The organism is Micromonospora sp. NPDC048830, assembly GCF_043198215.1.
Taxonomy (GTDB): domain Bacteria; phylum Actinomycetota; class Actinomycetes; order Mycobacteriales; family Micromonosporaceae; genus Micromonospora.
Map to the genome: position 1 here is coordinate 31,967 of NZ_JBICUP010000050.1, position 13,800 is coordinate 45,766.

General features: G+C 70.3%; 10 protein-coding genes and 1 pseudogene. 5 read left to right on the plus strand and 6 right to left on the minus strand.

Annotated features, from left to right (window positions below; genetic code table 11):
• The first annotated feature begins 9 nt into the window (after positions 1-9).
• Positions 10-1,068, plus strand: coding sequence for a hypothetical protein (locus ACGFIZ_RS29280; RefSeq protein ID WP_393424880.1), 1,059 nt, complete (start codon positions 10-12; stop codon positions 1,066-1,068).
• Positions 1,069-1,514: 446 nt separating this feature from the next.
• On the opposite strand, the gene ACGFIZ_RS29285 is transcribed toward ACGFIZ_RS29280, so the two are convergent.
• Positions 1,515-2,141 carry a hypothetical protein gene (locus ACGFIZ_RS29285; RefSeq protein ID WP_393424883.1) on the minus strand — a complete coding sequence of 209 codons (627 nt, stop codon included), beginning with the start codon at positions 2,139-2,141 and terminating at the stop codon, positions 1,515-1,517.
• Between the two features lie 259 nt (positions 2,142-2,400).
• Between ACGFIZ_RS29285 and ACGFIZ_RS29290 the strand changes: the two genes are divergently transcribed.
• A complete protein-coding gene (locus tag ACGFIZ_RS29290) occupies positions 2,401-3,372 on the plus strand; it encodes a LysR family transcriptional regulator (protein ID WP_393424886.1) in 972 nt (323 codons plus the stop codon).
• Between the two features lie 38 nt (positions 3,373-3,410).
• Entirely contained in the window at positions 3,411-3,692 is a 282-nt protein-coding gene (locus ACGFIZ_RS29295; protein ID WP_393424889.1) for a hypothetical protein, read from the plus strand.
• A gap of 325 nt (positions 3,693-4,017) precedes the next feature.
• Here the strand turns inward: ACGFIZ_RS29295 and ACGFIZ_RS29300 are convergent, their stop codons facing one another.
• Both ACGFIZ_RS29300 and ACGFIZ_RS29305 read right to left on the minus strand, forming a co-directional pair.
• Positions 4,018-9,753, minus strand: a complete 5,736-nt coding sequence (locus ACGFIZ_RS29300; protein WP_393424901.1) for a DEAD/DEAH box helicase family protein — start codon at positions 9,751-9,753, stop codon at positions 4,018-4,020.
• Positions 9,754-9,911: 158 nt separating this feature from the next.
• Positions 9,912-10,349: a hypothetical protein gene (locus ACGFIZ_RS29305; RefSeq protein WP_393424904.1), complete on the minus strand. Its 438-nt coding sequence runs from the start codon at positions 10,347-10,349 to the stop codon at positions 9,912-9,914.
• A 140-nt stretch (positions 10,350-10,489) separates the two neighbouring features.
• On the opposite strand from ACGFIZ_RS29305, the gene ACGFIZ_RS29310 reads away from it, so the two are divergent.
• Entirely contained in the window at positions 10,490-11,095 is a 606-nt protein-coding gene (locus ACGFIZ_RS29310; RefSeq protein WP_393424907.1) for a hypothetical protein, read from the plus strand.
• On the opposite strand, the pseudogene ACGFIZ_RS29315 reads toward ACGFIZ_RS29310, so the two are convergent.
• The 3 genes and pseudogenes from ACGFIZ_RS29315 to ACGFIZ_RS29325 form a co-directional block, all read right to left on the minus strand.
• Positions 11,059-11,580, minus strand: a pseudogene (locus ACGFIZ_RS29315) (hypothetical protein); the annotation flags it as partial. The gene ACGFIZ_RS29310 and the pseudogene ACGFIZ_RS29315 sit on opposite strands and share 37 nt — an antisense overlap.
• The gene (locus ACGFIZ_RS29320; protein WP_393424892.1) at positions 11,580-11,765 is read right to left on the minus strand and encodes a hypothetical protein; all 186 of its coding nucleotides are present in this window, start codon (positions 11,763-11,765) and stop codon (positions 11,580-11,582) included. The gene ACGFIZ_RS29320 and the pseudogene ACGFIZ_RS29315, both read right to left, overlap by 1 nt.
• 225 nt (positions 11,766-11,990) lie before the next feature.
• Positions 11,991-12,863 (minus strand): hypothetical protein, encoded by an 873-nt coding sequence (locus tag ACGFIZ_RS29325; RefSeq protein ID WP_393424895.1) that lies wholly within the window; start codon positions 12,861-12,863, stop codon positions 11,991-11,993.
• A 594-nt stretch (positions 12,864-13,457) separates the two neighbouring features.
• Here ACGFIZ_RS29325 and ACGFIZ_RS29330 point away from each other — a divergent pair.
• Positions 13,458-13,709, plus strand: a complete 252-nt coding sequence (locus ACGFIZ_RS29330; RefSeq protein WP_393424898.1) for a hypothetical protein — start codon at positions 13,458-13,460, stop codon at positions 13,707-13,709.
• Positions 13,710-13,800: the final 91 nt, after the last annotated feature.

Below are 13,800 nucleotides of genomic sequence, written 5' to 3' on the forward strand. Positions count from 1 at the left end.
GACGAGCTAGTGGCCGAGAACGAGATGGCCGAGATCCACCAGCGGGCCACCGCGGCGGTGACCGCCGCGATCCAGGCCGCCGGGCAACTGGCGCAGGCGGCCATCGAGATCCGCATTGCCCAGCTGCAACGCGCGGCCCGGGTCAGCGAGGGACAGGCCCGTCGCATTCGCGCCCAGGTGCGCGCGGCCCAGCAGGCGGGCGCGGCCGTGTGGCGGCCGGCGACCCGGCCGTCGTGGTGGCGGCAGGCGTCGGCCGAGGACATCGCGCGGGCCTGGCGGGCCAGCGCCGAGTGGGCGGCCGTCGACCCGCGCGCCGAGGCCGCCCAGCGGGTCATTGTCGTGCGGCTCGCCGAGCGCGGCGTTCACGTCGACCCGCAGACCGGCGCCCGGCCGGGGGACGAGGCGTGGCTGTCCGACCAGCTCGACCGCGCCGCCGTGGACGACGTCGACCGTCCGGCGGAGGCCTCACCGGCGGAGGCCCGGCCCGATGGCGCCGGCGAGCGACGCCGCACCGCCCAGGACCGTCAGGAGGCGATGGCGGTGCACGTGCGGGAGGTGTGGACCGCCGATCGGGCGGAGCGGGTCATCGCCTCGGCGGCGTGGCCGGCGCTGGCCTACAAGCTCGACCAACTGGAGCGCGCCGGGCATGATGTGCGCGATCTGCTGCGGCAGGTGCCCGGCTTCGTCGACCGGGCTCACACGCCCGCCGCGTACGCGTTCCGGGTGGTCGACGACTACGCCACCGAGCAGGGCGCCGGAGCTGTACGGGCCGACGGCACCGTCCAGGGCGACGGGGATCGCCCCGCCGTCACCCTTGATGGTGAGTGGCGGGAGACGGGCGGCGGCAGGGAGGAGGGCGCTCGCGGCGACCGTCCGGAGGCCGGCCAGACGTCTGCCGGGCCCGGTGATCGTGACGTGCACGGGGCGAAGCTCGCGGCTCAGGCATTTCCTCAGTCGACCGCGGCCGCTGTCACCGATGCCATGTCGGCGGGCCGGCCGGCTGAGGCGCCACCGGCACCGCCGCGGTCCCCTTCGGCGGGTGTGACCGCCGAAGCGCCGGGCCGGTAGAGGGCTGGCCGGCGGCTTCGGCGGCGCGGAGTTCCAGTCGCAGGAACAGTCCCTGCCGATGCTGCGCCGCTACTTCACACGGTTGTTCATTGCGCACGGCTACCTGCCTGAATCCGCGGGGTGACATCGCTGGCCGGCGGCCGGGATCGCACACCGGCAGCTCCTGGCGTGTCGCCGAGCGTGTCGGAGGCCAACGCGCAGGGGCGGGACCAGCTCTGACCAGCATTGCCGTTGGTTTTTCGCTGATACTACGGGTGGGCCGACGCGGCCCCTCACCTTTCGGTGAAAGGCCGCAGCCGTGTGATCGACCGATACGGACATCGCCGGGGCACAGGCCGGTGGCAAGCCGACCCGGACCGCAGCGCCGGCCACGGCGCGAGGACCGGAAGCGGCACGGCAGCACCTTTGACCTTGCCCCATGCCCGGCAGGGCGGTCGGTTCGCCAATCAGATCTGGAACCATCCGCTGTAACAGCAACTGGGGCTCTTCTGGTAATTCCGATACCAGTAGCCGTTTGGGCTCTGCCCGTCTACGACAATCCCGCCGTAGGAATTCTTCCAGGTATTCCAGTTGCTGGTTAGAATACCCCCCATGGACGTCCAGGCGCTCCAGCAACAGTTCGGCGTCGTCTGCCAGATGTGGTACATGGCTTGATTCGGACTGCGGCCGAAAATCTCCAGTCGGCCGTCTGCATTGGCCTGTCCGTCAACGTCCTCGGCCAGGCAACCACCCATGCTGACGATCCCGGACCAGGCGCCACCCGGCGACAGCTGCCAGCGGTGCCAGAGCGCACAGTCGCTACCGCGCCAGAACTCCTCCCAGCGGCCATCCTGATTTCGCAGCCCAACGACAATGACCTGCGTCCCGACGTCGCTGGACATGGTTCGCACTCGTTTGCTTGCCTGGTCGTCTGACTTGCGCGCCGAGCTTTCGACGCCAGAGGGTTGAGCTGCCGCGAGGGCGTGGCCGGGAGTAAATGTAGCGACAGCGGCTTGGGTGGGCGTGGGCGACACGAATACCCCGAACAAGGCCACCATCAGCACGGCCAGTAATGTTTTGCGCTGATGCCTCATTTTCTTCCTCCTTGATCAACGGGAAGTCGATGTTGTGGCAGGTGCCTGGCTTCGTCGACCGGGCCCGCACCCCCGCCGCGTACGCGTTCCGAGTGGTCGACGACTACGCCGCAGACCAGAGCGCTGCTGCCATGCGAGCCGATGGTGACGCGAACGGTGACCGATGGTCTTGCACCTGATTAGGAATCATGCCGGGAGACCCGCCTGTCGTACAGGCGCTGGCAATACCGACTAGACGAGAATCCATAGAATATTCGTTATGGTCCGTGACGGTGCCGGTAGGCGGCCGCGACCTCGGGTCCGATCCGCCTCGCGTGAACCCAGCGTTCATCAACTGCGGCTGTTTCTGGTGCTGGCCGAGGAGTTGCACTTTGGTCGTGCCGCCCAGCGGCTCTTCCTGAGTCAGCCGGCGCTTAGCCAACAGATCCGCGCGCTGGAAGGCCGGCTCGGCGTCGACCTGCTGCAGCGTTCCTCCCGCCAGGTGGAGCTCACCCCGGCGGGCCAGGCTTTGATACCCAAGGCGCGCGACACCGTTGTCGCCATGACCCGTCTGCAGAAGCTCGCCGCCGTGTACTCCCGGGAGACCCGGGGGCATCTGAGGATCGGGGCCATCGGCGGGGAGGCCTTCATGCCCTACGTGATCGCCATCCTCGCCGAGCTGTCCGCCCGGCATCCCGGGATCACCGTTGAGATTCGCTCGGTCAACTTCGTCGAGCAGGTCTACGTGCTACCCCGGGGCGAGGTGGACGCGGCGTTCCTGCGTCCTCCGCTGCCGCCCGGACTGCGGAGCCTGCAACTGTCGACCGAGCCCCGGGTCGCCTGTCTGCCCGCCAACGACCCGCTGGTGGCGCAGGCGCCGTTGACCCTGGCCCAGCTGTCCGACCGGGTGGTGGTTGACGTTCCGATCCCGGAGCTTCGACAGTGGTGGGACTTCTGGACGGTCAACCCCCGCCCCGACGGCAGTGCCGTCCGGTACGGGCCGGTGGCCGAGGACATGGACGCCCTGCTGTCGGCTGTCGCTCGTGGTCAGGCCATCGCCTTTCTGCCCGCCGAGGCCCGCCTCGACTACTCCCGCCGGGGCGTCGCCTACGTCGATGTCGTCGACCTGCCGCTGTCCACGGCAGCCCTGGCCTGGCTCCCCCGCCGCGACAACCCTGCCCTCGCCGCCCTGCTCCAGGCCGCACGCACCGTGGTGCGCCGTAATGGCCGGGAAGACCCTCCACCAGTCTGAGCTCCATCAGCGGCGCAAAGCAGCATGTCAGTGCGTGGGTGGACGGGGATGACATGTCCACGGTTGCTGACGACACCGCGACGGACGGGTACTGCGCCATCACCCAGATCCGCTACGAGATTTACGACGGCGGCTGGACGGGGCACTGGCACTACCGTGAACCCGTGGTGGACTGTTCCACAAACGGGGTAGACGCCCGAAAGGGGTACTACTACAGCTACAACCTCACACGCTACCTGGCCACGCGTGCTTGCAAAGGTGCCCCCGACGGATCGATCACCTACTGCGAGTCGACCTGGCATTGGGCGCATCAGCCGTAGCTCCAATCCGGGGCCGCGCCGGGCTCGGTGCGCTGCGGGGCAAGCGGTGAACCTCGTCTTGCCGCTGCCGCCGGGCCGGCCTCGGGCGTCACTGCCCGGGGCCGCAGGCCGCACGACACAGGTCAGGCTTACGGTCGCCGCTGCTGGGCGAGACCACCGTGACCTTCGCGCGTCGCCGCCCAACTGGTGATCTGAACCGCGCCCACCGAGTGACGACCCGGCAGCGGGCTCGCGCCGGTGCGCGCAGGCCGGGACGTCACCGTGACTGGACGCGGGCGGCGACCGCGGCACCCAGGAGCGTGAGGACGGGACGGGTCGGTGTGGGTCACCGCTCGGGTACGTGGGCGTGGTCGTGGTGGGCGACCCGGTGGGTAGTGACAGGGGCGGGGGAGACGGATGCCGCCGTTACCGTGCCGGCCGCCGGCACGAACGCCGTGGCGGCGACCGCAGCCGCGTCGGCGGACCGTGTGCCGGGCCCACTCTGGTGATCCGGTCGCCGGGGGGTGAGCTTGTCCCAGACGAGGTGGGTCAGGCCGTCGCGGAACGCCTGATCGCGGTGCAGTTCGGCGAGGCGTGCCACGTCAGCGGGGTCATCGAGCTGGCCGATGGCGGTGGTTAGCGCGGCGGCGAACGCCGCGGTGAAGGCGGTCTTGTCGCCGGCGCGCGCGGCGGCCTGGACGTCGCTGGCGCGCAGGGCCTGCTGTGTGCAGGCGTCGAGCAGCGCCCGATCAGCCGGCGTGGTGGCGGCGACGATGGCGGCCGGTGTCAGTGGGCTGGCCGGGCCGGGCCGGTCTGCGCTGGCGCCGGCCGGGACCGTGCCGGCTGCCGGCGTCGGCGTGGCCCGGACCGTGTCGTGGACGGCCTGGCGCGCGGCGTTGAACAGGGTCGCGCGCCAGTCGGGGTCGTCGCACTTGAGGAAGATCGCCACGGACAGGTTGGGTTCGTTCGGGTCGCCGAGCATGGCGGTGAGTGCCTTGTCGAAGGTGGCGGCGAACGCGGCGACGTCGTCCTGAGCGCGGGCGGCGCCTTGTAGCGTGCCGGCGTTGGCGACGCGGTGGATTCGGGTGGTCAGCCAGGCGCGTTCGTCGGTGGTGAGGCTGTCGCGTACCTGGTCGGGCATCCAGGTGTCGTCGAGGGTGACCGGTACGGCGGGTGCGCTGGCGGTGCTGACCGGCACGGAGTCGAGGTCGGCGATCGCGTCGACGGCGGCGGAGACGGCCCGCATCCGGCGCCGGGTGTTGACGAGTTCGTCGTGGCGGGCGAAGGGCTGGCCGAGCTGGGTGCGGGCCCGCTCGATTTCCTCCCGCTGGCTGGCGATGTTGGCGACGAGCTGGCCGCGTCGGGACTCCAGGGCGGCGAGGTGGTGTTCGAGGCGGCGGATGAGGCCGGTGGTGTCGCCGGTGGTGGCGTCGGTCAGCGACAGTTTGGTACTCATGCCGGAGTCGCCGTTGACGGTGAGGGAGACCAGGACCCCGTCGCGGCCGTTCCAGATGGTGGCGGTGACGGCGAAGCCGCCCAGCTCGGCCAGCGGCACCTGGTCGCGTTGCTCGGTGGAGCCGAGGCCGGCGGACGCGGCGGTGATGGCGTGTTGCAGCGCGCGGCCGGCGTCGGGACGCTTGTTGAGGTGGTGGCCGGCGACGGTCATGCGGAACTTCTCGCCGCGGATGTCTTGGCGGCGGGCGATCGTCTGGTCCAGGGCCTCGATGCGCCGCTCGTCGACGGCGATCCACTGGTGCAGCTCCCGGATCTGTTTCTCCAGGGCGGCGTGGGTGTTGTGGTGGGATCGGTTGGCCCGTTCCAGCCGGGCCAGCTCCATTCCCAGCTCTTCCTTCTCGATGAGCAGCGGGTTGCCGGTGGCGATCGCCTTGATCTGGTGAGCCTGAAGGGTCTCGTCGGAGACGTCCTCGATCTCCCGGGCCACAGTGCCGCGCATCATCTGGTCGATGAAGCCGCCCTTGCGGGCGACGGTCTGCCAACTGAAGGCGTCGAAGGAGCCGGTGACGACGTACCGGTAGATGCTGACCTCAGCGTTCTGGTTGCCCTGGCGCATGATCCGGCCGTCTCGCTGAGTGATGTCGGCCGGGCGCCACGGGCAGTCGAGGTGGTGCAGGGCGACGGCCCGGTTCTGGATGTTGGTGCCGGTGCCCATCCGGCCGGTCGAGCCGATGAGCACCGACACGTCGCCGTTGCGGCAGGCGGCGAACAGGTTGGCCTTCTCCTTGTCGCTGTTGGTCTCGTGGATGAACCTGACGACCTCGCGGGGCATCCCCAGCTCGACGAGCCGGTCGCGCAGCGCCTCGTACGCCGTCCACCGTTCCGGGTCCTTCGGCTTCGGAGTGCCCAGGTCGCAGAACACGATCTGCAGCGCGCCCGGCGTCGGATGCTCGACTGGGTTCTCGGCGTCCGGGTCGACCAGGTAGCGGGTCTCGCGGTGCGCCTGCCAGATCTCGGCGATGTTGCGGGCCGCCACGTCGATCTTTCCCGGGGTGTCCTGGGCCGCGCCGAGCAGCCGCAGGTCCAGCGACGCCGCCCGCGCCTCCCCGGAGATCTTCAGGATGTTGTCGATGTCCCGGTCGCGGGGGTTGTTACGGCACCACTCGACCCGGTCATCGAGGCTGGCGATGAAGTCGACCAACTCGGGCGCCGGGTCGATGCTGATGACGTGCGGGGCCCGGTGCCCGTCGGCGTTGACGCTCAGCAGCGGGGTGGGCAGTTGCAGGTCTTCGGGGGTGCGGATGTCGCCGAAGGTGCGCAACATCAGCGACAGCTCGGCCGCGTTGGTGTACTTCGCCAGCCGCGACTTGGTCTGGAAGCCGCTGCCGGTGGGTGAGATCTCCACCGACGTGACGACCTTGCCGAACACCGACGCCCAGGTGTCGAAGTCCATGGTGCCGGTGGCTTCGAGCAGGTCCGGGCGCAGGTGCCGGGTGACGACGTACAGCTCCCGCACCGAGTTGGCGATCGGGGTGGCGGTGGCCCCGCACACCACCCGCTGGCCGTAGCGACGGCGCAGGAAGTCGAGCTTGGCCCGGAAGTCGATCGCCCGGTCGGAGCCGTCGTTGCTGGCGTCGACGATGCTGGACGTGATCGTGTCGTTCTTCAGGTCGTGCCACTCGTCGCGGAAGACGAAGTCGACGCCGGTCTGGTCGAACGTCACGCCGGGGTCGGTCGGCTTGTCGAACTTCTCCTTGATCTTCTCCTCTTTGCGGATCAGGGAGCCTTGGAGCCGTTTGACGGCGCCGTTGCGCCCGGGGTCCTCGCCGTTGTCGACTGCCTGCGCGTGTGCCCGCTCGATCTTGTCCCGGAGGTCCTTCAACTCACCGTCGAGGAAGCGGCGCTGCTCGTCGTCGGACAGCCGCAGCGTCTCGAAGAAGCTGGCGGCCATGATGACGGTGTCCCAGTTGCCGGTGGCGCAGCGGGCCACGAAGCGTTGCCGGCGGGCGGCGCTGGTGTCGTCCTGCCCGGCGGCCAGGACCCGGGCCTGCGGGTAGATCTGGAGGAACTCCCGAGAGAACTGTTCGAGCAGGTGCGTCGGCACGACGATGGCGGGCTTGTTGACCAGCCCGAGCCGCTTGAGCTCCATCGCGCCGATCGCCATCACGGCGGTCTTGCCGGCGCCCACGCAGTGGAACAGGCCCACCCCGGGCTCGTTGACGATCCGGGTGACCGCCTCGATCTGGTGTGGGCGGGGCTTGAACTCGACGGAGATGCCGGGCAGGCTGCGCCGCGCCCCGACGTAGCTGCGGGGCACGTGGGCGTTGAACATCCGGTTGTAGGTGGCCGCGATGCGGGCGGCCCGCTCCGGTTCCTCCCACACCCAGGCTTCGAACCGTTCCTCCAGCTCGACAGCCTTGGCCTGCGCGGCGGCGCTCGCCTCCACGTCGAGGGCCCGCTTGCCCTTCTCGACCTCGTAGAAGACCCGGATCGGGGTCTTGGTCAACAAGCGCTGTGCCAGCTCGGGGGCGGACATGCCGGCGGTGCCCCAGGTCGACCGGGCCAGCACCCCGGTCCGGCTGCCCTTGACCTGCCAGTCCGATCCGCCGGGGTGCGTCACCCGCAGCCGCGGATCGTGCAGGATTTCCTGGAGGAACGCCTGCACCTCCTGGTAGTCGATGAACGGCGCACCGAAGGACACCATGATCTCGCCGGGGCCGACGTCGCGGGGCAAAACCCGTTGTAGGGCGCGGACGTTGACCTCGAACCTCGGGTCGTCCTCGACAGCGACCAGTGCCTGGTCGAGCTTGGCGCGCACGTTGCCGGACAGGTAGGCGGCGGCTTCGACCAGGCGGCCGGTGCCGGGGTCGTCGTAGACCAGCTCACCGAGGGCTTCGCGGGCCTCGGGCTCGTCGACGCCGACGAGCCGGGCGATCTCCGGCAGAATCACGGCGCCGTGGTCGTCCAGGCAGATAGCCAGCGCGTCTTCGGGACTGTCGGCGCCCAGCCGGGGCGCTCGGGGCAGGATGACCCGCTTGCTGAAGATGTCCGCCTTGGTGGCGGTGCGGGTGTCGTCGTTGAAGTTCTCCAACGCGAACACCGTGGCGGCGTGCGGGTCGATTCCACGGAATCCGGCGAGCTGGGGGTAGTTGCGGTACAGCTTCGGCTGGCCGGTCTCCTCATCGAGGATCGTTTCCAGCTCGCCGGTGGTCTTGTTGCGCTGCCGGCGGGTGTAGGTGTCGTACCGGTTCAGGAAGCCGTACTGCTCGACGTAGGCGTCGTAGAGGGTGTTCAGCCGGATCCGCAGGAACGCCGCCGAGCCGGCCGGCGGGCCGTCGGGGTGCTCGTCGCCGTCGTCCAGCGATGACGACTCCGCTTGCAGCAACGCCGTCACGGTGTCGCGCAGCAGCAGCAGCGCCCGCAGCTCGTCGGCTTGGGTGGCGGGCACCTTGTACTCGACGACCTGACCGGCCACGACGGTGGTGAACGTGCCGTCGTCGAGGGCTTCGATGTGGCCCTCTTCGCGGCCGACGGCGGCCAGGACCGCGACCGGCGCGGCCGGGCCGGCTTCGACGCGCGGAGTCAGGGTCAGCCCGGCGAGGCGGGCCTCGTCGACCACATCGCCCAGGACCCGGGCCAGCTCGGCGGCGGTATCGCCGGCGCCGGTGACGACCAGGTCGTGCGCGGTGTAGGCGCCCCGACCGACGGACAGGTCACCGAGGATCCGGTCGGGCCGGGCGGCGAAGAACTCGTTGACATGGACGGTGTCGCCGCCGGGCACGTCGATCTCCCGGGTCTGCTCCCAGGCCATCCCTGCCTGCTCCCGGCCGGGTTCACGCCGCCGCAGGATCAGCAGATCAGTGACGACCTTGGTGCCGGCGGCGTCCTCGTGCGCGCCGGTCGGCAGCCGCACGGCGGCCACCAGGTCCGCCAGGGCCGCCATCTCCCGGCGGGCGGCCGGGTTCGCGGCGTCCATGGTGTAGCGGGAGGTCAGTGCCACGACCAGGCCACCAGGCCGGGTCAGATGCAAGCTCTTGATCAAAAAGTGGTTGTGGATCGAGTGCTTGCCCGGGTTGTGCCGCCGGTCGGCCAGCGCGAAGTTCCCGAACGGCACGTTGCCGATCGTCAGGTCGAACGCGCCGGCCGGCGCGCGGGTGTCCGCGAACGACTCGGTGCGGATGGTGGCGTGCGGGTAGAGCGCGGCGGCGATCCCGGCCGTGACCGGCTCCACCTCTACCCCGACCATCCGGGCAGTGCCCGGGGCCAGGCCGATGAAGGTGCCCGGCCCGCATCCCGGTTCCAGCACGTCCCCGCCCTCGAACCCGAGGCCGGTGACCGCGTCCCAGATGGCGTGGACGTACGCCGCGTCGGTGTAGTGCGCGTTCAGGGTGTTGCGCTCGGCCGCCGCGTACTCCCGCTCGTCGAGCAACTGCCGCAACTGCTCGCGGGCCGCCGCGAACCGTGTGTGGTCGCGGTGGTCGGTGCGGCCCTCGAACACTCCGGGCACCGCACCCCACCCCGACCAGCGGGCCAGCACCGACTGTTCCTCGGCGGTGGCCGGCCGGCCCTCGGCCTGAAGCGTCCGCAGGGTACGCAGCGCCGCCAGGTTCGCGTTGAGTCGGGCCACCTCACCCCGAGGGGCCAGATCCTCCTGCCCTCTCGGGGTGAACGACGCCAGGCGGTCCGGATCCGGCGCCGTAGCTACTGGCGCTCTCGCCTCCGCTGGCGGGCCCGGCTCGGCCAGCTCAACCGGCGGGGCCGGTTCGGCGGCCGGTGGCTCGGCGTCTAGCTGCGGGCTGGCGGTTCGCTGTCGTCGTTCATCGCGGCTTCTTGCTCCGCGATCTCCTGCCAGCGTGGATCGGTCGGGTCCTCCACCATCGGAATCCAGTCCTCCGGATCCGTTCGCGGTTCCGCCGTCGGGCTCTGCGTCGCCGTCGGGCTGATCTCGTTCGTCTCCGGGTCGATCAGGATCAGCTCCGGCAGCACCTGTTCCTCGGCCGCCATCCGGGCCTCGTTGAGCCGGCCCAGCTTGTTCAGGTACCCCTCGCCGGCCGGGTCCGGGCCGGCCAGTTGCCTCGTCAACTCCTCGATCTGCTGGGTCGCCTGATCCCCCAAAGTCGAGAAGAAGCTGTTCAGGTCCGTCCCGTCGGCTATCAGCGCCGCGTATCGGTTCGGAAGGTACGTCTGCCAGTGCCTCTGGGCTTGCGCCCCGTACCGGTTCATCCTCTGCTGTCTCCGTCTTCTCTGGCGCTGCGGCCGGCTGGTTGGTGTCTGGGCCGACCGGTGGGCCGGTCGTGGTCGCCGCGCCATCGAGGACCGCCGGCACTGGCGCCGGGACCGCCGTCTGCGGGGTCACGGCCGGCTTGGGCGTTGCCGGCGCCGGGTCGACCGGGACGCCGAGCCGGCCGGCGGCGTACGCGGCCAACGGCTCGGCGATCTCGTCAGGCTGCCCGTGCAGCATCGCGCGGATCGACTGGGCGGCGACCTCCCGGCCCGCCGCCGTGGTGAAGGTGCGGGCGGCCCAGTCGACCCGGGCGGTGACCACCACCTCCACCAGCGGCCATGTGTCCTCGCCACCCGCAGTAGCGGCCAGCACCGGCCCGGGCCGCTCCGGGTGCCGGGTCACCGCCGGGTCGAGCACGTGGAAGGCCCGCGCCGCGGACCTGCGCCCGTCGGCGCTGCCGTCCTCGTCGACGACCACCGCGACACCGGCCGCCGGATCCGCCTGCGCGGTGAGCGCCGCGACCTGCGGCCCCGTCAGTGCCGGCCCGCACGCGGCCACCGCCAGCGGCGCACCGTCACCGCGCTCGGCCAGGGCGATGGCCTCCAACGCGGTCCGTGCCACCACCGACCGGCCGGTGCGCTCAGGCTGCTCAGCGAGTCCGAACACCACCTCGGCCGGTCGAAAGACCGCCGTGGCGGGACTGTGCAGCACTGGCGCCACGTCCGGCACGCCGGGCGGGGCGTAGCCGATGAAGCCGACCACCGGCCGCTCCGGATCGCGGTGCTCACGGATGCCGACCATCACCCGGTTACGGAACCGGTCGACCAGTTGCCCGCTGCGGCCGGTCGCGGCCAGGCCGGACGCTCGGATCTCCACATCGGTGAAGCCCTGCCGCCGCAGCTCGTTGACCAGCGCGGCCGGCCGGTCCGGCGCGTACCCGACCGCCCACCGCCCGTCGATCGGAACGCCCTGAGCGGCCAGCCAGCGCGCCGGCGACGCACCCTCGGGCCGGTCGAGCTGGGCGCGGTAAAACTCGGCCGCCACGCGCTGCACGGCCAGCAGACGTTGCCGCCGCGAGTCCGGGACCACCGACAGGCGAGGCGGACCGGCGACCTGAGCGGCCAGCGACCCGGCACGCCCGCGCAGCGCGGCGGTCCGGTCGACCGAAGCCGCAACACGCTCGGCGACCTCCCGCGCAGGCCGGGCCGCCGGCTGGTCTGGCGCCGCCATCACGGCCGCCCGTCGTCCGGATCGGTGGGCAGCAACCCACGCGCCCGCAACGACTCGAACAGGCGTTGGTGGTACTCCAGCGTGGCTGTCAGGTCATCGATCTGCGATTGCAGCCCGGCGGCGACCCCGTCGGGCAGGTCCTCCGCGCCCGGCGCGGCCATCGGTACAGCGGCGTCGTCAGCCATCGCTCCCCCATGTGATCACTTGATCACCACCGTAACCAGGATGTCGAGCGGGATCGACACGTCGGCGGCGCCGTCATGTCGGCTGGGGTGGCGTCACCGCCGGTGCCGCCCTGAGCCTCGATGCGCGCCGGACCGTGATCCGCCTCCTCTTGGAGGTCACGGTGGACCGTGGCCGGCGTGGCCCAGGCTTCAGCGTGGAGGGGATCACACTCTCCTGGCGGTGACCTACGCCCGATCGAACAACTGCGCGGGGACATCGGTGGCCATGACGATCTCTGCGATCTTGCCGCCCCCCATGGAGACCATGTTGCGGCGGAACATCGGATCGAACTCAGGGACCCACACCATCGGCAGGGTGGGCGGGCACACGGTCCGTAGCGGGACTGTTCTGTCGGCCGGCATGGAGAGCCAGTCGGAGACGTTGGCCCACCCTTGCGCGGTTAGCAGCACGTCGTCGGGTGGTGCGAACTGCCATGCAAGCGGCGGGAAGTAGATGCTGGCGCTGGACCGCACCCCGACGTTCCGTGCGCCACGGCCCATCGAGCTGGCGACGATGTTGAAGAACGGTCCCGCGATCCTCGCCTGAGTACCGACAGACAGTGCGAGGTGTATCGCGAAGTTGGGGGGCAACGTGATCGCCGGGTCACGGCGCACAAGAGAGTCGGCCAGTCCAGGGTGTAGAGCGCGGAGCTTAGGGGCCAGCGCGAAGAAGCCGATCAGCACGGTTCGGGCGATGGCTCCCGGCATGATGTCGATCGCCGGCAGGGCATGACGCAGGGGCATACCCGGGGTCGGGTACGGAACCCAGAGATGGCGCAGGCCGTTCGCCATTTCCGCGTAGGCAGGGTCGTACTGTGCCTGTAGGTCTCCGTTGCATGTCCGACAGTGGGCGAAGACGTACAGGCCGCCATCGCGAGGGTCAGGATCGGGGATGACTCGGCCGTTGGCAGAAACCATGCGCGACCGCCTGACCCGGTTTCCGGCCGCCTTCGCCGGGACATGGGTGCGCGTCAGCTTCCCGAATTGCCCGCAGAGGTTGCACGGGTGGTTGCCCTTGCGGGGGGTTGCGCCGAGGTTGTGAAGCGCGCGATTGGCCATCCTGGGTCTTCCGGTAGTGCGTCTCCTGGCGGCAGAGCGTACCGACAGCGTGACCACTGGCGAAACTCTTATGGTCGGCGCGGCCGGGCGGCCCGGAGCATGGATCTCGCGGTTGAGAAGACCCATGTGGACCGATCCGACCTGAAACTGGAGCGACCTGCACAACGTCCAGGAACCCCGGGCGCCCCCAGGTGGCCCCGGATGGACAGCGTTGGTGTCTCCGGAAACGCCATCCGGTGCCCCTTCGGCGAGATCCGCCAGATGGCCTTCCCGAGCAGGGTCGATTACCTGGAGGAGGAGATCCTCGACAAGGGGAAAGGCGTTCCCGCCAGCGAAGCCGCGCCCGTCCTGACCACCGCGGTTCGGCGCGAAGCGGGGGTGGCTCGGTGTTCGGGAGTGTGTTCGGCGGTACCGCCGAACGCGCATGGCCGGCAATCTGTCTCGTTCGCTCGATACAGTCCTGAGGCAGAGCGACCGGCCCGCATCTGTGGGTCAAGGCGGCGGGTCCCCGGGCTGCAACCCGGGGGCCGCCTTGAACGGTCGCGTCCACCAATGTCCGTGGCAAGGACCAGCTATCAGGAGGAACGAGACCAGGTGACCACGGTAACGAGAGAGACCGGGCAGGACCAGCCCGGGGGGCTGTTGAGCCCGGAGAACATCCCGATCTGGGCGCTTGTGCTGGTTGTGTTCGTGCCGGTCGGGGCGGTGCTTTGGATTGCCCTGGCGTACGGCTCCACCGGCAACATCGGCCAGGCGGCGATCGCCGCTATCGGCGGGGTGGCGGTTGCCTCGATCAGTGCCATCCCGGTGGTGCTGCGGAGGCGGCCCAACAGGAGGCGCACCTAGGGCGCGTATCGAGTTGGGATCAATCTATGGGGTTGGTCCGTGGGGTCGAGGCGTGATGCTGTAGATCGTCTTGTATGACGCGGGTGCAACT

Bases quoted from the DNA above. Each gene is read 5' to 3' on its own strand.
- ACGFIZ_RS29320 (WP_393424892.1), bottom strand. From the start codon at position 11,765: ATGGCTGACGACGCCGCTGTACCGATGGCCGCGCCGGGCGCGGAGGAC.
- ACGFIZ_RS29290 (WP_393424886.1), top strand. From the start codon at position 2,401: ATGGTCCGTGACGGTGCCGGTAGGCGGCCGCGACCTCGGGTCCGATCC.
- ACGFIZ_RS29285 (WP_393424883.1), bottom strand. From the start codon at position 2,141: ATGAGGCATCAGCGCAAAACATTACTGGCCGTGCTGATGGTGGCCTTG.
- ACGFIZ_RS29325 (WP_393424895.1), bottom strand. From the start codon at position 12,863: ATGGCCAATCGCGCGCTTCACAACCTCGGCGCAACCCCCCGCAAGGGC.
- ACGFIZ_RS29305 (WP_393424904.1), bottom strand. From the start codon at position 10,349: ATGAACCGGTACGGGGCGCAAGCCCAGAGGCACTGGCAGACGTACCTT.